Below are 22,628 nucleotides of genomic sequence, written 5' to 3'. Positions count from 1 at the left end.
AGGCGGTAAAAAGGCTTGACCGCACTTGCGAAAAAACAGTGTTATCCACAAAAACACAGAAAATCCTCCACATATCCACAGTTTTCGCCAACAAAAAAGCGGCCGAAGCCGCTTAATCAGCGTGATTTTCAGTTTTTCACTGCCCTTACCGGCCGTGCCTCTATGTATCCCCGGTAGCCCTGGGGCTCCAGTTGAAAGCGCGGGCCATCCTCATCTGCCCATTCAAAGCCGTAGAGCTCAGGTTCATAGCCGTCAATTACCGCTTTGATGTCCTTAACCGCCTGATAAAATTTTTCATCCTCGAAAGGCTCTCCCTGAAAGACCATCATTTTGCAGGGCGGCAGTTCTATTAAATCGAACCCTTCGGCCACTGGGCCGTCATAATCCACAGGAAGCTCTACCCCCTGTGCATAACGTCCGGTATCCGCCGGACGAAAACGCTTGGGCATCCACAGCCCTACCGGCTCGTACAGGGCTTCCTTGACGCTGCACAGCACACCCCAGATATCACAGCCGACCTCCTCACAATAGGCAAAGTACTCTCCGGCTGATTTTGCCCACTTCACCATCAGCTTGCGGGCCGGCCTCTCAATAACCTGAACAAAAACCGTGTCGACCTGTTTTTCATAAATTTTCATGCGTTCCTCTCCTTCCTTCATGGTGAGATACCAGTCCTTTACCGGGTCTGGCATAAACAACTTGATCGGCGGAGGATTTTTGCTGTAGCGCCGGGGTGTAATGCCAAAGGCCTTTGAAAAAGCACGGGTGAAGCCCTCATGGCTGTCAAAGACAAAATCCAGAGCCACGTCCACCACCCTCACCTTTTCTTCGTCCCGCAGCTTGAGGGCTGCCTGGCTCAGGCGCAGGGCGCGGATATAGTCAAAGGGCGGCTTTCCTGTCAGCTCCTTAAAAATCCTGGAGCAGTGAAATGGCGAATAGCCCGCACAGTCTGCCAGCTCCTTCAGCGTAATGGTTTCTGTCATGTGCTTTTTGATATAGTCCTGCATTCTCTGAACCGCCAGCACCTTTTCTTCCCGTTTCATCAGCTCACCTCCGTTTTACCAGTATAGCCTTATCTCTCAGGAACGTCTTGACCGCATTTGCGAAAATTTTCAGCCGATTTCGAGGGTCAGCGGCATACCGATCACAATGGCCCTGGAATCCGGACCGTGCCCGACTTCCCGGGTTTTGGCAATGGGCATGGCCTCATTGCGGACGACCGCTTTTACCAGTTCTGCGATTTCCGGTTTTTCCTCTGCCTCCTCCATCTTCGTGAAGCTTCCCAGAATAATTCCGTTTATCTTGTCAAAAACCCCCATCTGACGATATTGATTGAGCAGTGAGACCATCCGGTCTGCGCCGCCGCTGTAGCTTTCGAGGAAAAGCAGCTTGTCTGAAAAATCCGGCAAATAGGGTGTGCCTGCCAGCTTGAGAAAGCATCGGATATTGCCCCCGACCACAACACCCTCCATACGGCTGCCCTGCAAAAACTCATAGTCGAAATCAAACAGGGACTGCCCGCCCTGGAACAGAGAGTCCTTAAAAAGGCTGAGCTGCTCGACCCGGAAGTCATAGATCAGATTCCGTATCTGGTACAGATATCCCGGATGTCCGGTTTCTTTATAAATGGCGTTGATCACAGCCGTCACATCGCTGTAGCCAAAAAAGGGCTTGGCGTTGTCCTTAAGCACCTGATAATCCAGATATTCCAGCACCTCATTGGCAAGGTCTCCGCCCGACAAATCAAAAATAGCCCTGATCGCATTGTCGCTGTAAAAATCCATCAGCGCTCTGGCTTTTTCCTGGGCTGTTCCGCTGAAATAACGGGATTTTTCAAAAATATAAGGACTGCAGACGGGGTCCAGGCCTGCCTGTCTCAGGGTTTCAAGTAGTTTTTCCACATGGGTCCGGTTGGCTGCGGGCTGCGCGTTAGAGCAGGCGACTATACCAACTTTATCTCCGGCTTTCAGTTTCATTGGTGTTGCTCCCTTCGTCAGTAAATTTGCCCTGCTGCTTGGCGCTGTGCCTTTACGAGGACATCTTATTTCCATTATAGTATGAACCCCAGTCTTTGTCTATTGTTAAGTTTTTGACTTATTTTTTCGGCAGCTTCAGCAGTCGTGCGTTGATGGCAACAATGACGGTGCTCAGGGACATCAGCACTGCCCCCACGGCCGGGCTGATGACTATCCCCTGATAATAGAGCACGCCTGCGGCCAGCGGCAGCGCCACCACATTGTAGGCTGTGGCCCAGATCAGATTCTGTACCATCTTCCTAAAGGTCGCCCGCGAGAGCTTTAAAATGCCAACCACATCCAGAGGATTACTCTTAATCAGAATAACGTCCGCGGTCTCAATGGCCACACTGGTGCCCGCGCCGATGGCGATACCGAGGTCCGCCCTGGCGAGGGAGGGCGCGTCATTGACACCGTCGCCGGTCATGGCGACTTTGCGCCCGTCTCGGTGAAGCTCGTCAATCTTCGAGACCTTATCCCCCGGCAGTACCTCGGCAAACACACTGCTGATATCCAGCTGCTGCGCCGCATAGTCCGCGGCCCGCCTGTTATCTCCTGTAAGCATGATGGCAGTGACCTCCATCTGCTTCAGCTCGTCCACTGCTTCCTTCGCTGTCGGGCGCACTCTGTCGGACAGTGCGATAAACCCCAGCAGTCTGTTGTCGCGCAGAATAAACACCACTGTTTTCCCCTCTTCAGCCAGTTTGTTGTAGGTTTCTTGATCAAAGCCAATGCCCTCGTGCTTCAGATAACCCGGGCTGACAATTTTAATGAGATGGCCGTCCACACTGGCCCGCAGTCCCTCACCAGTCAGATTCTGATAATCCGTTACCCTGAGTACTGCAAGGCTCCGCTCTTTTCCCGCCTGCACAATTCCTCTGGCGATGGGATGCTCAGAATTTGCCTCCACCGAGGCCGCAATGGTCAGGAGCTCGTCCTCCGAAACGCTGTCTGCCTGTATGTCCGTCACGCCAAAGCTGCCTTCTGTCAGCGTGCCTGTCTTGTCAAACACCACTGTATCCAGATTCCGGGCGTTTTCAAAGGCGGCCCGATTGCGGATCAGCAGCCCGTTTTTCGCCGCGAGGCTGGTCGATACCGAGGTCACCAGCGGCATGGCAAGGCCAAGGGCATGGGGGCAGCAGATGATAATGACTGTCACTGCCCGGGTAACGGCAAAATTCAGGTTTCCCTCAATCACCAACCATGAAGCAAAGGTGACAATGCCAGTTACCAGCGCAATGTAAAACAGCCATTTAGCCGCTTTGTCCGCAAGCCGCTGTGTGTTGGATTTGGAGGCCTGAGCGTCCCTCACCAGGCGGATCACCTGGGATAAAAAGGTGTCATTTCCGACATGGCTGACCTTAAACTTCAGAACTCCATCACCGTTGACAGAACCTCCGATCACCTCGTCCCCCTTTTTCTTTTCGACCGGTACGGATTCTCCGGTGATCATGGCCTCGTTGACCTCTGAATCCCCTTCATACACCACGCCGTCAATGGGAATCTTCTCCCCGGGCTTCACAAGCACGGCCTGCCCGGTTTTCAGCTTGCTGACCGGCATGTCCATCGTTTCGCCGCTGTCCATAATCATGTGGGCATTTTCGGGCATGAGCTTTGCCAGTTCCTCCAAAGCCTTTGATGCGCCCATCACCGAGCGCATTTCAATCCAGTGCCCCAGCAGCATAATGACAATCAGGCTCGCCAGCTCCCAGAAAAAATCTGACCCCTGCACGCCAAATACCGTTGCCGCGCTGTAACCATAAGCGACAATAATCGCCAGGGCGATCAGTGTCATCATGGCTGGAGATTTCTGTTTCAGCTCATCCTTAGCGCCTTTGAGAAAGGGCCAGCCGCCGTAAAAAAACAAAAATGTTGACAGCGCCAGCAGGACATAGGAATCCCCCGGGAAACGCCAGTCGACGCCTAAAAACATCTGGATCATGGGCGAAAGGATCAGGATGGGAATCATCACGATCAAGGACACCCAGAACCGTCTTTTAAAATCCTGAACCATCATCGCGTGGTGGTCCATGCCGCCCATCTGCATGGATGAATGGTCCGTTTCGCCCATCCCCTCCATGCTGTGGCTGTGCTCCATTGTATGGTGTGTATCGTTCATGGTATCGCTCCTTTTTTAAAAGGTATATACCCTGAATTCCGGTTTCACATCATATCATCATCTCCTTAGACCGTGCCGTTTCCGCCTGATATCCGGTCAGCTTTACCTGAACTAACATTCCATTCAACGTATCTTAATGAAATTCAGGGTGTTCCATAGCACGTTTGACCAGAAGCGGTTGAATTTTTGGATATGTCCATTGTTCTTCATCAGGCAGGACATCAAAAAGCCTGCGCTGTTCAATTTCCAATTCCGGCATCGGGCCAAAGGTGTGGATCTGTGCCAGATAAAGCATACCGAAGGTCTCCTCTTTTTCACCTGTCACCGAATAAACGCAAACTGGCAGCAGGTCAAAATCCACTGCGCCCGTTTCCTCATAAAGCTCCCGCTCTGCTGTTTCATCAATGGTTTCACCCTTTTCCCAATGCCCGCCAGGGCATTCGTAGGTGCGGCGGTCACGGTGCTTACAGAACACCCATTTTCCCGCATAACGCGCTATGATAACTGCGTATTTAAAAAAATAATCCTCTGATGCTTTATAAAACCGAACCTTTGGCATATTGTCAATCCTCCGTTCAAATCATTTTCTTTCTCAATTATATCGGCCTTTACTTTTTAAAAAAAGCCCCTATCTTGCATTCGGACAATACGCCCGTCCTTTACCACCACGGTGCGGCTGCCGCACTCGGCGGATTCGGCGGAGTGTGTGACCATGAGAATGGTTACACCGCTTTCGCGGTTAATACGCTGTAACAGCGTCATGATCTCTCCGCCGGTCTTGCTGTCGAGATTTCCGGTGGGCTCATCAGCAAAAAGAATCTCCGGGTCATTGACCAGAGCGCGGGCAATGGCAACACGCTGCTGCTGGCCGCCGGAAAGTTCGCGCGGTGTGTGCTTCCTCCGGTCTGTAAGCCCCACAATTTCCAGCAGATCCTCGAGGCGGGGCTGCAGAGCACGGCGGCTTTTGCCGTCCAGCAGCACGGGCAGCAGGATATTTTCCTCAACCGTCAGGTTTGGTATCAGATTGTAAAACTGAAAAACAAAGCCGATATCCCGGCGGCGCATCAGGCTTTTCCGCCTGTCGTCCCACCGTGAGATATCCTGTCCCTGCAGGATAACACTGCCCGAGGTCGGCGCATCAAGTCCTCCTAAAATATAGAGCAGGGTACTTTTTCCAGAGCCTGACGGTCCCATGATGGCTACAAATTCGCCCCGAAATATTTCCAGGGAAATATCTTTCAGAACCGAAGCCGATACTTCTCCCATCTGGTAATCTTTAATGACATGGCGGGCTTCCACCGCTGTTTTCTTCGTATGCTTCATTTTTTCTCCTTTACTCACATTTAATTTCTTCCACCAGCTTCATCTTCGAGCCTTTGATCACCGGAACTACCGCTCCGGCCAGGTTGATGAAAATTCCGGCTCCTCCCGCGGCCAGAAAAATCCATATATCCAGAGTCGGGGTCATGGCGATTTGCGGACCGGCCGCCAGAAAGATGGTCTGGATTAACAGCCATGAGACCAGCACACCGATTACCGCGCCGGTAAGTCCAGAGGAAAATCCTTCCAATAACGTCATTTTAATGTTCTGTCCATTGCTCATGCCCACAGATTTGTACATGGCACTGGTCCGGCGTCTTTGCAGATAGTTAATGAGCAGGTTGTTGACGATGCCCACAGCGGCCAGAAACAGAATAAAATACGTGAGTTTGTGCATGGGTGACAGAAAAGCGCCCACCACACCCGCAGCGTCCTGGTTAAATTCCTCAACGGTCCGGCTCCAGTTTTCTTTTTCGCCAAAAAGATCACGGATGCGGATCATCGCCGCGTCAGGATCATCGGCAGTATAGGCCAGAAAACCGTATTGTGACTGTCCGAAATCCGATATGGCGCAGGACGCCGGAATCACTGCCTGAGCGTCATCTGCCCGGGATTGAATGCTGCCAATCACCCTGTAATGAAAAGCCCTGCCGTCCATTGACAGCTCAATGGTATCACCAACGCTGAGTCCGCGCTGCTTCATGGCGTCGACATTCAAAAGGACAGACCGCCCCTGTCCAAAAGCAGAAAGCGCGGCCTTCTCATCTGCCTCATCGGAATATTGGACAGCCATCATGACGTTATACTGCTCCAGATCCGCCACTGCCTCCACACGGTCAAAGAGAATACCGCCGCCTTCGACCGCTCCGTTCATGACATACAGGGGCATAACCTGCCGAACGCCGTCAAGCTCCCGCACCTGCTGTACAAATTCCGGCGTCATCCGCGCGTCAGCGAAGCCGTCAAGGGCTGCGCCGCGGAACACATCGCTGATATACTGGTTCACAAAGCTTCCCACCACGCTGATGGCAATGACTGCCGACAGACTGATAAAGAGCAGTGTGATATTCTGGTGGACATTATGGTTTTTCCGCAGGTTTCGGGCCGCCAGCATTCCCTCATTTCCAAAGAAGCGGCTGTACAGCCGTTCCATAATCCAGGCGCTCCCGTCCGCGACTGACGGAATCATCAATATAGCTCCGACGAGAATCCCAAGCAGGGAAAATCCTCCGACAAGCAGCAGTCCGTTATCCGAAACAGGCAGCAAGCGCGGCGCGGCAGCCGAGGCAAGCAGCACCGCGGCGCCAGAAGCCATCCTTGTCCGGGTGGATACCCGTTTTTGTTCCACCCTGCCGAGCACCACCTCTTTGACTGGCAGCCCGCTGGCCCGGCGTACCGGAATGTACGCGCTGAGCAGCGATACCAGCACCGCCACAGCCCACGACAGGAGAATATTCACTGGCGATACCAGCATGGGAATGGCAATTCCCTGGGAAAGCGAATCGCCCAGTCCTCTGAGCAGCAGCCCTAACACGGCCACCCCCGCCGGAATCGCAAGGATTACACTCACCACGCCGTAAACCAGGCTTTCCATCAGCAGTATCCCTGTGACGGCCCGTCTTGTAGCGCCAATGCTTCTGAAGGTTCCAATCACCGGAAGCCGCTCCAGAGTGATGACCTGATAACTGCTGAAAATGATAAACACGCTCATAACCAGAGAAAAGAAGCTGATCAGGAAAAAGGGCATGGATTTTTGCCGGGCGTCGGCCTGGACCTGCGCTTCATTGTAGGTCTTTTCAACTTTATACGGTGTATCGGACAGGGCCGCGGAGAGCGCGAGGGACAGCTGGTCCGCTGATACGCCCTCTGCGGGGGACACCAGTATCCGGCTGTAGCCCGCCGCAGCTCCGCTCAGGTTCCTCAGGCTTTCCTCTGACACGAGGGCGTTAAAGCCGCGTGTGTTCCGTAAAAATACCGTGTCATAGGCTGCGACAGCCGCGACCTCAAAGGCTCTTTTCTCTCCGCCGATCTCAAGGCTGAAGGTGTCACCTGCCCTTATTCCATATTTCGAGGTGAATTTCTCCGGCAGGACAATTCCATTTTTCCCAAGGGGCCTGAGTGTCTCACCGCTTACCAGCCGAGGCTCATTGATCACAGACAGCTTCTCTGGATCCGCGGCCAGTAAATCAAAATTTTCATAATAGCCCTCCTCATTGTAAAGCCCTTTTGCTTCGAGTATTCCCACTGCGCAGCCAATCTCCGGCAGCTCCGGAACCGCGGACAGCGCGATGCTCACCGCACCGCCATCCTGATCCGGATTGGCTGATACCGCCACGGCTGCGCTTCCGGCCATGCCCCTTGCCATCTTGCGCTGGGCGGCCTCATAGGAATCGCCAATGCACAGTGATACAAAGAGAAGCACGCATGAAAGCACAATGGACAGCAGCATTACGGCTGTCCGCAGCTTTCGCTCCCGGACATTGTTTAAAATATACCTGAATATGATTTTCAAAAGCTCACCTGCTTTCCTCAATTTTGCCGCACGAAAAAACCGGCGGCTTATTCAAAGAATAAACCGCCGGCCTTATGCCTGCTTTCAGAAAAGCTTATTTTAACCTTAATTTGAGGGCAGCGTGATCCTGAACACTGTGCCCTGTCCCGGGTGGCTGTCCACTTCAATGCTTCCGCCGTGCAGCAAAATGATCTCCCGGGCAATGGCCATGCCAAGGCCGGTGCCGCCGCTTTCTGTGCCCGACGCGGCGCCGCGGTAGTAACGGTCAAAAAGGTGTTCCTGCTGCTCGCCGGACATTCCCGGGCCCTCATCCCAGATACTGATCTGGCAGGGCTCCCCTGTCATAAGCTTTATTCCGGCCTTTACGTCTCCGCCGCTGTACAGAAGCGTGTTGATGAGCAGGTTATTGAGGGCGCGCTTCATAAGCCCCGCATCAAAGCTCAAAAGCTGACTGCCCTCAGCCTCGAAAGCGAGGAGCCGTCCGTCATGGCGGGGATCATTCAGGCAGTCGATGACAAGCTCCCGCACAAACCGCACAATCTCCAGCGACTGCAGATCAAGCGGCACCATGCCGTTTTCAAGCTGATAGGTGAGCTTCAGATCATTGATGAGCGCCTCGGCATAGGCGGTGTTTTTTAAAATGACGGCACTGTATTCCTGAAGCCCGGCGCTGTCCGGCGTACCATCTGAAGCGGCCAGCAGCTCAGCATATCCCCGTATGGGTGACAACGGCGTTTTGAGGTCATGGGTAATGTTGGCGATCCATTCCTTTCTCATCCGCTCATCTTTTTGGCGGTCTGCCTCTGCTGTCTGAAGAACCTCATCCAGTGTGTTTAAACTGGCGTACACATCCTGAAAGGCCCCCTTTTCCCGAACCGGCGTATACCGGTGCCCGGCGATTTCAGCCACCGCCCTGGTCATTTTTGAAAGCCTGCGTGTTACAGCGAAGCCGTAGGCCAGTCCAAGACCGGCCGTCAGAAGAAGCACCGCGCCCGCGCCGAACAGCACATAGGCTTTTCCTGAAACGAAGCGCCCGGCGTTGACGTTCATGGTAATCCTGGCAATATCCAGAGGAAAACCGATGAGATAGGTCCAGCGCTGGCCGCCGCTCTCCGATATGCCGGAAAAAACAGCTCCGTTTTCCTGGCTCTCCAACACGCCGAGCAGCTCATCCGGCGAATAGTCCTCCGGTTGTCCTTCCGGCACAAACGCGCTTTTGACCACGTGACCGCTGCTGTCCAGAATCTGGAGCCACAGGCCGTTATCCTTAAGCGCTTCAAGCCCTTTTTGGGTAATTACCGGCTCCCCTTCCGCAAAGCTGATCTCTTCTGAAAAGGCCCCGGCAAACTCAGCCGCCCAGTCACTCCGTACAATTTCCCCGTCTGGCTTCCGAACTGTAACCGCATAAACCACCATGCCCGCGCCCGCTGCCAGAACGAGCACCATAAGCGCCAGAAACAATCCGTAAATATGAAAGGCGGACTTATAGCCAGAGTGCCTCATTGGCCTGTCCCTGATGCCAGCCGGTAGCCCAGACCCTTGACAGTCAGAATAAGCGTTGGCCTTGACGGATCTGCCTCGACCTTTTCACGGAGATGGCGGATATGAACCATGATGGTATTGTCACACACGGCACTCAGCTCGCCCCAGACCTGCTCGTAAAGCCGCTCTTTACTGATGATTTTCCCCGCGTTTTCAGCCAGATATAAAAGAATGCCAAACTCCCGGGCGGTCAGCTCAAGCTCCCGTCCATGCTGGTAAACCCGGCTGCCGTCCACGTCAATCTCCAGCCCGCCGGCGCAAATGCGGCGGCCCGCTGCCTTATCCGCTGTTTGATTGTATTCCAGCCGCCGCAGCTGGGCCTTGACACGGAAAACCAGTTCCTTTGGGCTGAAGGGCTTGGTAATGTAGTCATCCCCGCCGCTGCTGAGCCCGAGTATTTTATCCACATCATCGTTCCTGGCCGATAAAAACAGCACCGGACAATAGGAAAATCCCCGGATCGTGCGGCAGACCTGGATCCCGTCCATATCCGGCAGCATGATGTCGAGAATCACCACGTCCGGCGCGTTATTTTCACAGGCGGCCAGGGCCTCGCTTCCCGTAAAGGCCTTGTCAATGCACCGGAAGCCTTCCTTTCTCAGCGCTGTCTCTACCAGCTCCGTGATGTCCGGCTCATCGTCGACCAGCAAAATTCTTTTGTCATAAACGCTTTCCATGGCAGCCTCCTTTTTACAGCTTTGTTTTTTTCATTCACTATATGCCATTTAGCGTTCCCTGTCAAGCGCAGGCTTTTCTCAGGCCCTCATCCCACGCGCATCAAAAACCTGCCGCGCTGCTGCCACCGCGTTTAACACCCTCGGAAAACCCACGTAGGGAATGCACTGGATAAAAACCTCGATGATTTTTTCCGGGGAAAGCCCCACGTTTAAGGCACCGTTAATGTGAACCTTAAGCTGGGGTTCACAGCCGCCCGCAGTCAGCAGGCTGGCAATGGTGATGATCTCCCGCTCCTCCAGTGAAAGCCCCGCCCTGGGGTAAATATCCCCAAAGGCAAACTCCACAATATAACGCCCCAGATCCGGCGCGATATCCTTCAGCGACTCTACCACAGCCTCACCCGCACCGCCGTCAATTCGCCGCAGCATTTCCAATCCTTTTTCAAACCGTTTGTCATTCATTTGATCTTACCTCCTGTTTCTTTTATAATAAAAGTGTAGTCCTTAGACTATAGTCAAAGTCAAGCAGAAGATAAGGAGTCTTAAAAATGACCATCGGTGAACTGACCAAAAAGACAGGTATCGGCGAGCATACCCTGCGTTTCTACGAAAAAAAGGGCCTTATCCGGGTTCCGCGGGATGGACAGGGCCGCCGTTTTTACACAAAAAAAGATATTGAATGGGTGCGCTTCATCAAACGCCTGAAGGATACCGGTATGCTGCTAAAGGATATTAAAGTTTACGCCGACCTGCGCTACGAGGGCGGTCATACTGCCGCCCATCGCCTGGAAATTCTGAGAAAACACCGTGAATACGTCGAGGCGCAGCGTCGTCGATGGGATGAATATCTCGAAAACCTCGATGCCAAGATCGGGCTTTACGAGGAGATGTTAAAATGATCAGTCTCTCTGCGAGCATTTGGCCGCGTCAATGGCCAGCACGATCATTAAAGACAGCAGCATATCCTGCGGATCTGCGATGTCGAGCACATAGGTATCGGTAAAATTAAACAGCTGCTTAGACGCCTGCATGACCATACGTCCCCGGCTGTCAAGCACCTCGTATTCCCACTCAAAGAGATCGCCCTCCACACGCCAGTCGTTGCAGTTAAGGGTGAAAGCTGGCCTGAAGAAGGTGAATTTTTTCTGAATTTCTCCAATTTCACGTCCATCCTGGTACAACGCAAACCGCGGCAGCAGCGTAAGCACTTCTTCTTTGACAGTTCCCACATGCTCGCCGAAGCGGTCGTAAATCTCAAGGCAGTGTCCCCATGACAGGCGGCCCTTAACCGTAAAAACCGTTTCGCCTGCCTCGTCATAAATATCATAGCTGTCAAACCATGAGAACAGCCGTTGCTTGAATAATAATTTCATGTTTTTCCTTTCTTTATCAATCTGTAAAAGTATCCCAAATTATTTTAGGAAACACGCGCCTTCGGATACATTTCCTTCGAGCGATCTCGTCTTCACCCCGACCGCTTATTAAAGACTTTTTCTGTACAATATTATCCGAAACGCTGAGCATCGCAGTAATTTCAACCTGTGCCACCGCTGCTGCCTGAAACGCCGCTGCCGTCTCCATCTCAATCATATTACAGCCAAGCCCGATAATTTCGTCGATATAAGCAAACTGTGCAAAAATTGTATCTACACTGTAAATTTGTCCGCAGTAAAGGTTCACTCGCTCTGCTGCACATATTCTTTCAGCCGAATTTTTCAGCTTCTGAGTCAGCCGCGGAGTCGGGATGGCTTTATCCAGAAAAATATCTTCCTGTAATGTCCTTCCTGCCAGATAACGGCTCGCGCCGTCACCACAAAGCGAATACTCTGGAATAACAATATCGCCGATACTGATTGATTCGTCTAAAGCTCCGGCAGAACCAACAAAAACCACTTGACGGCATGGGCTGATTCCCAAAGCCAGCACAGCATCCATTAAAACGGGAGCGCCTATACCGGTTTTAATAAAGGTTGCACGCATACCTGATCGTTGAACCGTCCACACCTTGACTGCCTGCGACTCCGAAGCATTCACCAGTTGAACTTCATCAAAGTCATCAAAAATTTCCGGCTCCCACCAAGGTGCCAGAATAACCTTTTCTTCAATCTCATCGGGATTTACACCCAGGATACCTTTACAGGCTTCAGCAGGCGACGAGCCAAAGCGCTCCAATCCAAATATCAAATCTTTAAATTCCATAACGCTCTCCTTCAATGTATACTTGCCATGATACAACTATTTCCTTTAATTTTATGCTATAATGCACCTATTGATTGTATTTACAGGAGATGTTATGGAGAAATTATCACGAAAAAATACTTTTCTCATCGGGATCACGCTTTTCTCGATGTTTTTTGGCGCGGGCAATCTGATTTTTCCGCCTTTTCTGGGTGAACAGGCCGGAAGCCTGACCTGGCTCGCCTTTGCGGGCTTTGCCCTCAGTGCCATCGGACTGCCGATTCTGGGGGTTGCGGCCGTGGCAAAATCCGGCGGGCTGGGAGCTCTGGCCGGACGGGTACACCCTGCTTTCGCGGCAGTTTTCACCTTTTTAATTTATCTGTCCATCGGCCCCTGCCTTGCCATTCCGCGTACGGCCAGCACCTCCTTTGAAATGGCAGTGCTGCCGTTTTTGCCCGAAAACAGCGGCGGCGGTGCGGTCCTGCTGGTTTACTCCCTTGTCTTTTTTGCCGCGGCGCTGCTGCTGGCCCTCAAGCCGGATAAGCTCACTGACCGGCTCGGCAAAAAGCTGACGCCCTGCCTGCTGGCCCTGATCTTTATTATTTTTGCCGCCTGCGTGGTTTTTCCGCCCGGCCGCTATGGCGCTGCCACGGGCAGCTACGCCTCCAACGCCTTTGTTCAGGGATTTCTGGACGGCTATCAGACCATGGATACCATTGCGGCGCTTAACTTTGGCATCATCATCGCTCTGAACATCCGGGCTTTCGGTATCGGTGAGGACAGGCTGGTTGTGCGCGAAACCATCAAGGCCGGCTGGATTGCCGGCGGCCTTCTGCTGGTGGTTTATGCCGCCCTGACCCATGTCGGCGCTTTGTCCGGCGGCAGCTTTGGTGCTACCGCCAACGGTGCTCAGACGCTGACGCAGATTGTCATGCATCTTTTCGGACAGGCCGGGATCATCATTCTGGCACTGATCTTCCTCATTGCCTGTCTGAACACCTGCGTTGGGCTGATCAGCTGCTACAGCGAGTACTTCAGCGGTATTGTCCCGAGATTTTCTTATAAACAATGGGCCGTCTTCTTTGCCTTTATCAGTATGGTAATTTCCAACGCCGGGCTGAACAAGATTTTGGAAGTTTCCATTCCGGTGCTCAACTGCCTTTATCCGGTGGCCATTGTGCTGATTCTTCTGGCTTTCCTGCAAAAATGGATCAGCGGCTTTTCCCGGGTCTATCCTACGGCCATTTTGTTCACTGGCGTGATCAGCGTGATCTACGCGCTGGATCAGAAAAACCTGGTTATTCCGTGGATTACCGGGCTGACATCAAAAATTCCACTTTACAGCATTGGTCTGGGCTGGCTCATTCCTGCCGCCATTGGCATCTGTTTGGGCATTCTGCTGTCCATTGTCTTTAAAAAGAAAGCGGCTCAAACCAGCGGCTGACCCCATAAGACTGACGCATTTTTCCACAATAGAAACAATCCCCTCTGCCCATTGGGCAGAGGGGATCTTTTTTAAAAAACAACGCGTATTTTCTCTTCCAGATACCTGGCGCCTCCCCTGTTTCCGGCGTCCTCGGCCGCCGCAACTACCAGCAGAGGGCTTTCAGCGGTCTGATCCACATAAAACATGGCACACAGCGCCGTATCCTGATTTTCTCCAGAATTATCTGCGTTTTTCTGTAGCGCTGTGCCTGTTTTTTCCGCCATTGTTCTTCCCTTTGGACTCTTTGCCTCCTGCACAAGGGTTTCCCGGATAGCCGCGGCCTTTTCCTGTGGGAGCACATCCTTTTTCCAGTACTGCGCCATTGGGCTGGCATCGTATTTGATGTAAGGCTGAACCATGCTGCCGTCATTCACAAGGGCAGAATAGATCAGCGCCAGATGCAGCGGAGTGGCGGCCATGCCTGCCGTACCGCTCCCCGCAGCCGGCAGATCTCCGTCAACCGTGCCGCTCTCTGAAATTTTGGAGACCTCCATCCTAAAATCAAAGGGCAGCGTCTCCCCGAAGCCAAGATTTTTGAGCTGTTGGGTATATTCCTCTCCGGTCTGCACCCCTGCCTCAAGGGTTACGGGCTGGATCAGCTCGCCCGGCGCCCAGGCTTTCTCAAAACGGTTAACGAGAGGCCGGTCCGGGCTGCTGCTCAGGCTCTCCCACGCTGTGTCGCTCATGCCCAGAATAAAAGCATTGGGATTATAGGCCGGTGTGCTGACCAGCGCCAGCACCGCACCGGTTTTCGGATTAATGGCTGCCGCGGTGCCTTTATCCCCGGCGAGCTGGTCGTAAAGGGCAGTCTGGAGCCCGGTGTTGATGGTCGTCTGCACGTCGGAGCCCTTCACCGGAGCGCTTTCGCATAGAACCCGGCTTGTTTTGATGCCGTCACTGCTCGTATCGCTGACAGTGATGGTGCCTCCATCTTTTCCTCTCAGCTGGCGGTCAAAAACCTTTTCCAGCCCGCTTTTGCCTACAATGCTCGTCTCCCGGTAATCCCCTTCATCCCTCAGCGCTTCCAGCTCTTCGGCCGTAATAGCGCCGATATAACCTGTTAGATGCGCTGCCTTTTCGCCATAGGGATAGCTGCGCACCGCGGTCTCTCCGATCATAACGCCCGGTATCTGCAGAAGCGCGGCTTCCATCCCGGCGTCGATCTGCGGCAGCGTTTTGACCGGGACATAGATCCCGTCCGTCACCCAGGAGGCTGACAGCGCGTCCTCGATATCTCCGGTACTGATCCCCAAAAGCCCGGCCACTGCTGCCAGATCGGCCGCTCGGGTATCGGCGTTTATTTTTCCGGGAACAAAGCCCACCGAAGGCGCTGTCCCCGGTCCTGCCAGCATGTTTCCGTCCTTGTCCAGAATACTCCCCCGATCAGCCGCGGTTGTGCTTACACGGACTTTGGCCGTCTCGCTGAGGCCCGGCAAAATAACCGCGGCGTTCCAGACAAGCCGGTATTCTCCAAAAAAGCGGTCCTTCCGAAGCCTCACGTTGCCGGGATTGGCAAGCACGCCAGCAACCGTTTCCATTCTCAGGTTATAATAGGCCTGCTGCTGTTTTGCGTCCAGCTTCTCCACACTCATAACCTCCAGCTTCAAATCCCTGGCTTCAATACCTTCGTAGATATTTTTGTTCCGTGTGATAAAATCCTCCCGGCTGATGGTCTTTTTGCTATCATCGCTGATGAGCAGGTACATTTTGTCGTAATCCTGCTCGGCCACAGCCTTAAAGTAACGTTCAAGGGCGCGTTCCGGCGTGTTGACCGAATTGTAAGCCGCCAGGGCCAGCGCCGCGATGACAACGACCAATACCGCTATGCCGACCGCTATCTTAATTTTTTTACTGTCCGCTTTCATCGTCTCACCTCGACTTTCTTAAGCTCATTATATGCTGATTCTGCTTCTGCGTAAAGAAATTTTAAACGGACGCATAAAAAAAGATGCCTCACGTTGAAGCATCTTAATCCCGCCGGATTATCATTTCATGCAGCTCATTCCTCCAGGAATTTTTCAGGCCGCTGTTTTCAAACCGCTCAGTTCCGGTATTCACCCTTAAGGGTGACCTGGTCCAGCACATGTCCGTCCATCTGGCGGTAAAGTTCGTTGTAGTAAAAGCCGTTTTCCAGTTTCAGCAGGGTATCCAAAGCATACACGTGAATCTCGTAGATATGCGGCGCGTCCGGTGGGGCCATACCACCATAGAAGGACGACAGCACCCGGCTCTGTTTTCCTCCCTGAATACTCATACAGCTGTTTGCACCCTGGACAAAATCCGTGGCGGTCTGGCTCTCATTCTCCAGAAGCTCTGTGCGCGTGATATTGGCCGCTGTCCAGTGAATCCATGAGAAACCGCCGGTGACAGGAAAGGCGTCCTTATCCTCCAGAACCAGCGCAAAGGATTTGGTATTTTCCGGCGCACCCTCGATTTTCAGCGGCAGGGAGTAGGTCGGCATACCGTTTTCGTTGAACTGGCTGCCATGCTTTCCGTATTTATCCTCGATCACACCATTGACTATTCCAGTGCTTGTTACAATCATTTTTTACCTCCTGAATTTTTACTTGAATTTTGATTTTTCATAGTTGTAGGGTATGCTGGTTCCCACCACCACATCCTCAATCTTCTCAAGAATCAGCCAGTCGTCCATGTTGCCCTGATGGTCAAAGGGCATGGGCGCGATGGCCTCCACCTTCTCAAACTCAACCAGGCAAAGGCACTTTTTATGCCAGCGCTTTTTCTGTTTTTCGGAGAGATTAAGCTTGTCCTGGTTGGCCTCAAGGGTTTCGCCGATGGCTTCCTCTGACAGCTTCACAAAATTCTGAACATGCTTCACCACCGCCTTGGCCGAGATGGTTTTGGTGCCCTTTTCCATAAAGTAAAGCTTCTCACCCTCAAAAACCCGGCTGTGGGGAATCTTTCTGCCGGCCGCGCCCCGGACAACCATGGTCTTTGTGCCGTCCATGATTTTTTCCAATACTTTTTCCTTGTCGTCACAATAAACTAAATGCTCCATTGTTTCCTCCTGTCTCTATAAAATCGGTATCCATATTTCACTTTTATAATCCTCAGCAAAGCTGTTGCCCGCCGAATACCATTCCATTTCCGGGCAGTCCGCATGGTCAAAGGGATATTTAATAACCCACTCCTCATTCAGAAATTTCCAGCCCTTCTGGATTGCGCCCGGCATGGGGCCGATGCATTCAAAAACAGCCCAGGCCGCCGATGGAATTTCAATGGCCTCCAGACCTCTTCCCTCCGGCCGGCCGGTAATCCCGGCGATGTAGTAGTCCATTCGCCCATCCTGGTAATTTCCAAACACGCCAAAGGTGCCTGAGGGCTTCTGGGCTTCTGTATAAGAAATAATCTGCGCCAGCTTGCCGTTCTGCATAACCTCGTTCCAGAAGGCCGGGATCGCCCTGAAATTTTCGCCGTTCACACAGCTGATCGAACGCTTAACCCCAAGAAGCCGGAACGCCTCTTTATGCTCGACCCGCCACTTAATTTCGTTATCCTCGGTAAAATTCATCCGGGGATAGACCTTTAAAACAGCGGTTTCTCTTTTGGCCTCTGTGGGCGTCATACCGTGGAACGTCTGAAAGGCCCTGGTAAAAGCCGTGGGCGAATCATAGCCGTATTTCACACTGGCGTCCAGGACCCTGATGTCTGTGCTTTTAAAATCATACCCTGCCAGCGTAAGTTTGCGGTTTCGGATGTATTCCGCCAGGGTAATATTGTTCATATAGCTGAATATCCGCTGAAACAGCGAAAAGGAACAGCAGGCCAGCTGCTCGATCTTTTGCCGGTCAGGCGTCTCATGGCCCAGCTGCAGGCTGCTTTCAATATACTCAATGATCTTGTTTAAACGTTCTGTCCAGTCCATGCTTTCTTCCTTTCTTTTGTATCATAGCACACTTCCTTAAAGCCTTCCTCTCTTTTTGCGCCGTAAAAAGCAAGCTAAAGCTTTTATTAAAAAAGAGCGGAAGCCCGCCCTTTAAATTATTTCCGTCATATTATGCCAGCCCGTCTCAGGTCTGCTGTTAAAAAATCCTGCGGGCAGCCCTTATCCGCAAAGCCCGCCGCGCTGCACAGCTCCTCATTGATAAAACGGCTGTGCAGAATCTGATATTTCTGCGTTTTATCCACATCGGCGGTCAGGCTGAACAAGCGCTCCACCGCGCGGTTGAGCCCTGCCACCGGTCGGCGGCCATGCGTTTTGGTGATAAAAACTTCGCCTGCCCTTTCAAAATAAGCCCGTACCTGCTCTTTCGTACAGCCTTCACCGCTGAGCCCAAGGGAAATCCCCTCCTTCAGCAGCTCAGGATAACAGCCCCAGTCCGCAGCGGTCATGCCCCAAAGAATTACCGCGAAGCGGTTCCCTGCGTTCACAGCGATCAGTGTTTCCTTTCCCTGAAAAAGGATGACATGCGCCTCCCAGCAGTAAAAAAGATCCTCTGCCGCGCCGTAAGGCGGCCGGGGCGCTTTTAAGAATTTTTGAAGCGGAATGGTAATGCCTATCTGCATTTGTGCACCTCGTTATTTTCAGGAATGGCTTGCAGCATGACCTGCACCGTAAAGTTATTTTCATCATAGCGGATTTCCATCATTCCCTTGTTTTTTTCCACAATTCTTTTTACCGAGGCGATACCGATCCCCTCACCATCGTGCTTTGTGGAATAATACTGCTTATCCCTGAAAATCACGGCCCGCTGGTAGGTGTTTTGGATCACCAAAACCAACTGCCGCCCTTTCACATCCGCCTTAATCTGAACGGTTCTGGGTTCTTTCTCCCGGGCCGCGCAGGCTTCCACCGCGTTTTCCACCAGATTCCCAAAAACAATGCACAGATCCGTATCCGGAATGTTTAATCCCTCCGGCACATTTGCCGCCGCCGTCATATCAATCCCCTTATCTCTGGCCACGGTATAATAATGCAGCAGAATGGCGTTGACTACCGGGTTCTGGCAAAAGGCAATATCTGACTCCGCCGCGTATTCCGGAGCCAGCGCCCTCATATAGCTCTGCAGGCCCGCCATATCCTTATTGTCCAGAAAGCTGTCAATGGACAGCAAGTGATGCCGCCAGTCGTGCCGGAGCCTGGCGTTATTTTCCACATTTTCGATCATTCGGTGGTACTGGTCCTCCTGCATGCGCAGCTGCGATGAAACAAGCTTTGTCTGCTGGGCAGCGGTTATCCCCCGGTAGGTTTGAATCAGCATCAGAAGGGTCACCAGAAAGAAAGCATAGGTGGTAACAGACCAGAGAACCGTAAACATAATATCTGCCCCATCGGTCAGCGCATGTGCCTTCCAGTAATCGCCCACGATTTTTACAAAAAAGATCATATAGGTCAGCGCGGGAATCACCCAGATATATTTCCAGAAGCTGAAATCACCCTCAAACTCGACCACCTGCCTGTACAGGCGGACCAGTAAAACCCAGAGCAGAGGGATATAGACAATCAGCACGCCGATCACGATAAAAGCGTACGATACTGAATACGAAAGGTCCAGACTCACCGAATTGGCGATCACCTTCGCGATGGCGACAATATTGACGTACAGGTTTAAAACCATCAAAACAAGGAACAGAATCTCAAAGAAGCTGCCCTTAATGGCAATGTGAAAAATGACCACCGCCGAGACAATCCACAGGGCAATTCCAAAGCTGCTGTACGCTGCAAAAAATTTACCGGACGTTAAAAACAGAACAACGACCACGATCGTAAAGATTGTCAGCAGCACTGCCAGAAGCGCTGTGATGAAGTTATTGTATCGGAACCGGCTTTTGAAGGGCGTGAACAGGCAGTAGGCGAATACAATACAACAGGCGATAACCCGGAGCGTCGTACTTATAATATCAATGAGCATGCATTTTCTCTCTTTTCCAAAATCTGATTTCTATCATCCTCTCATCTGTTTCCATTATAATACATTTTTTTCTTCTTTTGTATCAGCATTTCTGTTTTTAATGCATTTTTCGACAAGAACCTCCAAAATTATGTAAATGTGCTCTCTTTATTCTAATATGACACTAAAGCTCCAGGAAAAACAACTCATTCTCCCTGTCATAGCGGTATCCTGCGGACAGCAGTGTATTTTGGGAAGCGCTGTTATCGGTATCGGGCTGGACGATTATCCTTTCGGCGTCCTTTTCCTCAGCGATCAGCCTGCCCAGCAGCCCCACGGTCGCGCCAGCATAGCCCTTTTGCAGGTTTTCCACCGCTCCAATGAGGTAATCAATGCTGTAGGTGCCCTCTAGGGGAAGATTCCCGTGCCAGTCTTCCCCGCTTTTCCAATAGGGGTAGTACTGACAGAAGCCAACGGGCGTGCCGCCTCTATGGATGATATAGTGATGGATCCAGTCATACGCTCCGTCGCGGTCATTCACCTCGTCAATCCATGACTGCGGGTCGGTGAACCAGGGCTTTACATGCTCCGCGTCCAGCCATCTGGTAAATAAGGGAACATCGCGATCCGTAAGCGCTCTGAGTTGGAGCGATGGTGCTTTCTCTTTCATTAAACCGTGGGCCTCCTTTTTTCGTAAATTTGAATACTCTGCCACGCTGTCTTTTTCCTAATATTAACATTATCCTGACCGGCCCGCAACTTCTTTGTTTTGACACCGCGCAGAGCACAAAAAAACCGCCGGACACATCTGTGCCAGCGGTAAGAAAACCTGGTTATTTTCTGTTCAGTTCATTCTGTGCTTTTTTCAGAGCGTCCAGCATTTCGACAATCTTGCCTTTACGGCTCGGGGCATTTAAAATACCGCTGGTGCCGCCGCTTCCATGGGCGCCTTCCATGACAACGCGGTAAACATCGTCACCGGTGCTGACCCCGGCCGCCTGAACGATCAGAATCGTGTCGTCAATGGATTTCACCGCGTCATTTGTCGCCTTGATATAATCCCCGCTGCTCGTGCTGCCTGTTCCGATCAGGCTGGCCGGCTCACAGATCATCATATCGGGTTTCAGCTGTGCCACGGCCCTTGATTCCTCCGGGGAATCGGCGCACACGATGGTGACGATCCCGAGCTCATCGGCGCGCTTTATGATTTTGTCGAGCTGCGCGGTCGTTACAGGGTGCTCCGCGTGGTTTAAAACAACGGCCTGAGCACCGGCAGCCTTAAGGCCTTCGGGTAAAATATGGCCCATTCCCCGGCCTGGCACAATGCCATCCATGTGCTGGGCGGTCACGACGATATGCTCGGTAGCGTCGGCAACCTTCTGAATATCCACATGCTGGACGGTAAAGAGAATATCCAGGTCGTATTCCCTTGAAAGCTGATCACAGACCTTTGCCAGCTCCACCGATTCCTCGCCGTAAATGTAGGCCTTGGGATTAACGATTAAAAAAGGGGCGCGTATTTTTCTTTTCATTTTTATTCCCCCATCACCACAATTTTGCACTGGCGCATCCGCGGGCGGGCGCGGTCAAAATCCGCAAAATAGATATAGCCTGTTTTTCCAACGCCCAGCGCTCCGTCATCCACGTCAAACACCTCGCTGGAGCCGATCAGAGTGGCTTTAATGTGAGCGTCGCAGTTCCAGATGGCGGTCCGGTCGCCGCCTGGCAGGTAGGACTCGATGTTCGGCCATTTTTCAACCTCTTCAAAATGCTTTTCACCGGGATAGCGGTACTGGTCCCAGCTTACCTGGTCTGGAATGATTTTTTCCAGAACATCGTTGAGATCGGCCTGAAGATACTCATCCCCATCCTCGGTATAATCGTGCACAAATTCTTCAAAAAAAACCGCGCAGGTGGTATGGGGCGAGATCACCGTGCAGGTGCCGTTCTTAATGCCGCTGTTGGCAATGGCTTCTCGGACCTGCGGTGTGATATTGATATAGGTTGGGGTATTTCCGTGGGATTCTACACTGATTTGTTCTTTATATACAGTCATTTTTTCCTCCTGATTAGTCTGTCAGTCAATTGGTTTCGTCTCAAAAACCGAATAATAGTGCTCCAGGCAGTCCTGCATGCCTTTCTTTGACAATGCCTTCACATCAAGATAGGTTTTCGGCGGTGCATCTTCCAGTGCTTTCATGGCCGCGGCCAGCAGATCTGAGAAAATATTAATTTTGGAAATACCGTTCACCGCGCATTTATTGAGGTTTTCATCTCCTGAGGAGGAACCTCCGTGGAGCACCAGCGGCGTGTCAATGGCCGCGGCGATCTCCTTCAAGCGGTCAAAATTGATTTCCGGAATACCTTTGTACATGCCATGGGCTGTCCCGATGGAGATGGCCAGGGAATCCACGCCGGTTTCCGCTACAAAGCGTCTGGCTTCCTCCACCGCGGTGTACTGCGAATCCGACTCATCGTGATTTTCATAATTCTCACCAGCGCCCACATGGCCGATCTCCGCCTCGACCACCGCGCCCCGCGCGTGGGCATAGTCGATAATTTCCTTTGTCCTGCGGACATTTTCCTCAAAGGATTCCATGGACGCATCGATCATTACCGAGGTGAAGCCCAGATCCACTGCCCTTTTAATGATCTCAGGATCCGTCCCGTGGTCCAGATGCAGCGCAACCGGCACCTTTGCCGCTGCTGCATATTTTTTTCCCACAAGCGCTGCGTCCTCGAGGCTGATATTTTCCCCGATATGCGCCTCGGCCAGCGGCAGAATCAACGGAACATTCAGCTTTTCCGCAGTCTCCACATGCCAGCGCAGGGATTCCAGGTCGATAAAATTTGGCGCTGGTATGGCGTATCCGCCCTCCCGTGCTTTTTCAAACATTTCTTTTGATGTGACTAACATTGCATCCTCC

23 protein-coding genes are annotated in these 22,628 nt (G+C 52.2%); 2 read left to right on the top strand and 21 right to left on the bottom strand.

The window, feature by feature from the left end:
* Positions 1–128: 128 nt before the first annotated feature.
* From I2B62_RS14180 to I2B62_RS14140, 9 genes are all read right to left on the bottom strand, one after another.
* Positions 129–1,043, bottom strand: a complete 915-nt coding sequence (locus tag I2B62_RS14180; RefSeq protein WP_195269727.1) for an AraC family transcriptional regulator — start codon at positions 1,041–1,043, stop codon at positions 129–131.
* A gap of 69 nt (positions 1,044–1,112) precedes the next feature.
* On the bottom strand, positions 1,113–1,976 hold the full coding sequence (locus I2B62_RS14175) for a S66 peptidase family protein (protein WP_195269726.1): 864 nt from the start codon (positions 1,974–1,976) through the stop codon (positions 1,113–1,115).
* 118 nt (positions 1,977–2,094) lie between these two features.
* Entirely contained in the window at positions 2,095–4,134 is a 2,040-nt protein-coding gene (locus I2B62_RS14170) for a heavy metal translocating P-type ATPase (protein WP_195269725.1), read from the bottom strand.
* A 133-nt stretch (positions 4,135–4,267) separates the two neighbouring features.
* Positions 4,268–4,693, bottom strand: a complete 426-nt coding sequence (locus I2B62_RS14165; RefSeq protein WP_195269724.1) for an NUDIX domain-containing protein — start codon at positions 4,691–4,693, stop codon at positions 4,268–4,270.
* A gap of 56 nt (positions 4,694–4,749) precedes the next feature.
* Complete coding sequence (locus I2B62_RS14160) at positions 4,750–5,457, bottom strand: ABC transporter ATP-binding protein (protein ID WP_195269723.1); 708 nt, start codon at positions 5,455–5,457, stop codon at positions 4,750–4,752.
* Positions 5,458–5,467: 10 nt separating this feature from the next.
* Entirely contained in the window at positions 5,468–7,966 is a 2,499-nt protein-coding gene (locus I2B62_RS14155) for an FtsX-like permease family protein (protein ID WP_195269722.1), read from the bottom strand.
* Positions 7,967–8,071: 105 nt separating this feature from the next.
* Entirely contained in the window at positions 8,072–9,469 is a 1,398-nt protein-coding gene (locus tag I2B62_RS14150) for a HAMP domain-containing sensor histidine kinase (protein WP_195269721.1), read from the bottom strand.
* Positions 9,466–10,185 (bottom strand): response regulator transcription factor, encoded by a 720-nt coding sequence (locus I2B62_RS14145; RefSeq protein ID WP_195269720.1) that lies wholly within the window; start codon positions 10,183–10,185, stop codon positions 9,466–9,468. The genes I2B62_RS14150 and I2B62_RS14145 overlap by 4 nt, the downstream gene beginning before the upstream one ends.
* A 78-nt stretch (positions 10,186–10,263) precedes the next feature.
* On the bottom strand, positions 10,264–10,647 hold the full coding sequence (locus I2B62_RS14140) for a carboxymuconolactone decarboxylase family protein (RefSeq protein WP_195269719.1): 384 nt from the start codon (positions 10,645–10,647) through the stop codon (positions 10,264–10,266).
* 86 nt (positions 10,648–10,733) lie between these two features.
* Here I2B62_RS14140 and I2B62_RS14135 point away from each other — a divergent pair, with 86 nt between their 5' ends.
* The gene (locus I2B62_RS14135) at positions 10,734–11,084 is read left to right on the top strand and encodes a MerR family transcriptional regulator (protein ID WP_195269718.1); all 351 of its coding nucleotides are present in this window, start codon (positions 10,734–10,736) and stop codon (positions 11,082–11,084) included.
* On the opposite strand, the gene I2B62_RS14130 is transcribed toward I2B62_RS14135, so the two are convergent.
* Both I2B62_RS14130 and I2B62_RS14125 read right to left on the bottom strand, forming a co-directional pair.
* Complete coding sequence (locus I2B62_RS14130) at positions 11,085–11,558, bottom strand: LURP-one-related family protein (RefSeq protein WP_195269717.1); 474 nt, start codon at positions 11,556–11,558, stop codon at positions 11,085–11,087.
* 16 nt (positions 11,559–11,574) lie between these two features.
* Entirely contained in the window at positions 11,575–12,384 is an 810-nt protein-coding gene (locus I2B62_RS14125; protein WP_195269716.1) for a phosphorylase, read from the bottom strand.
* A 94-nt stretch (positions 12,385–12,478) separates the two neighbouring features.
* Between I2B62_RS14125 and brnQ the strand changes: the two genes are divergently transcribed.
* Positions 12,479–13,807 carry a branched-chain amino acid transport system II carrier protein gene (gene brnQ / locus I2B62_RS14120; RefSeq protein WP_195269715.1) on the top strand — a complete coding sequence of 443 codons (1,329 nt, stop codon included), beginning with the start codon at positions 12,479–12,481 and terminating at the stop codon, positions 13,805–13,807.
* Between the two features lie 71 nt (positions 13,808–13,878).
* On the opposite strand, the gene I2B62_RS14115 is transcribed toward brnQ, so the two are convergent.
* From I2B62_RS14115 to I2B62_RS14070, 10 genes are all read right to left on the bottom strand, one after another.
* The gene (locus I2B62_RS14115; RefSeq protein ID WP_195269714.1) at positions 13,879–15,714 is read right to left on the bottom strand and encodes a penicillin-binding transpeptidase domain-containing protein; all 1,836 of its coding nucleotides are present in this window, start codon (positions 15,712–15,714) and stop codon (positions 13,879–13,881) included.
* A 176-nt stretch (positions 15,715–15,890) separates the two neighbouring features.
* Complete coding sequence (locus I2B62_RS14110; RefSeq protein ID WP_195269713.1) at positions 15,891–16,394, bottom strand: YbhB/YbcL family Raf kinase inhibitor-like protein; 504 nt, start codon at positions 16,392–16,394, stop codon at positions 15,891–15,893.
* A gap of 18 nt (positions 16,395–16,412) precedes the next feature.
* Positions 16,413–16,868 (bottom strand): hypothetical protein, encoded by a 456-nt coding sequence (locus I2B62_RS14105; protein ID WP_195269712.1) that lies wholly within the window; start codon positions 16,866–16,868, stop codon positions 16,413–16,415.
* A gap of 15 nt (positions 16,869–16,883) precedes the next feature.
* Entirely contained in the window at positions 16,884–17,735 is an 852-nt protein-coding gene (locus I2B62_RS14100) for an AraC family transcriptional regulator (protein WP_195269711.1), read from the bottom strand.
* 125 nt (positions 17,736–17,860) lie between these two features.
* On the bottom strand, positions 17,861–18,376 hold the full coding sequence (locus tag I2B62_RS14095) for a hypothetical protein (protein ID WP_195269710.1): 516 nt from the start codon (positions 18,374–18,376) through the stop codon (positions 17,861–17,863).
* Positions 18,367–19,722, bottom strand: coding sequence for a sensor histidine kinase (locus I2B62_RS14090; protein WP_195269709.1), 1,356 nt, complete (start codon positions 19,720–19,722; stop codon positions 18,367–18,369). Before I2B62_RS14090 ends, I2B62_RS14095 begins: the two co-directional genes overlap by 10 nt.
* Positions 19,723–19,885: 163 nt before the next feature.
* Entirely contained in the window at positions 19,886–20,371 is a 486-nt protein-coding gene (locus I2B62_RS14085) for a GNAT family N-acetyltransferase (protein ID WP_195269708.1), read from the bottom strand.
* 163 nt (positions 20,372–20,534) lie between these two features.
* Positions 20,535–21,233, bottom strand: a complete 699-nt coding sequence (locus I2B62_RS14080) for a triose-phosphate isomerase (protein WP_195269707.1) — start codon at positions 21,231–21,233, stop codon at positions 20,535–20,537.
* 2 nt (positions 21,234–21,235) lie between these two features.
* Positions 21,236–21,757 (bottom strand): YjbQ family protein, encoded by a 522-nt coding sequence (locus tag I2B62_RS14075; RefSeq protein ID WP_195269706.1) that lies wholly within the window; start codon positions 21,755–21,757, stop codon positions 21,236–21,238.
* 21 nt (positions 21,758–21,778) lie between these two features.
* The gene (locus I2B62_RS14070) at positions 21,779–22,618 is read right to left on the bottom strand and encodes a class II fructose-bisphosphate aldolase (RefSeq protein ID WP_195269705.1); all 840 of its coding nucleotides are present in this window, start codon (positions 22,616–22,618) and stop codon (positions 21,779–21,781) included.
* Between the last annotated feature and the right edge of the window lie 10 nt (positions 22,619–22,628).

The sequence above is a fragment of the Eubacterium sp. 1001713B170207_170306_E7 genome (assembly GCF_015547515.1).
GTDB lineage: Bacteria > Bacillota > Clostridia > Eubacteriales > Eubacteriaceae > Eubacterium.
This window is presented reverse-complemented; position numbering and strand designations above follow the sequence as displayed.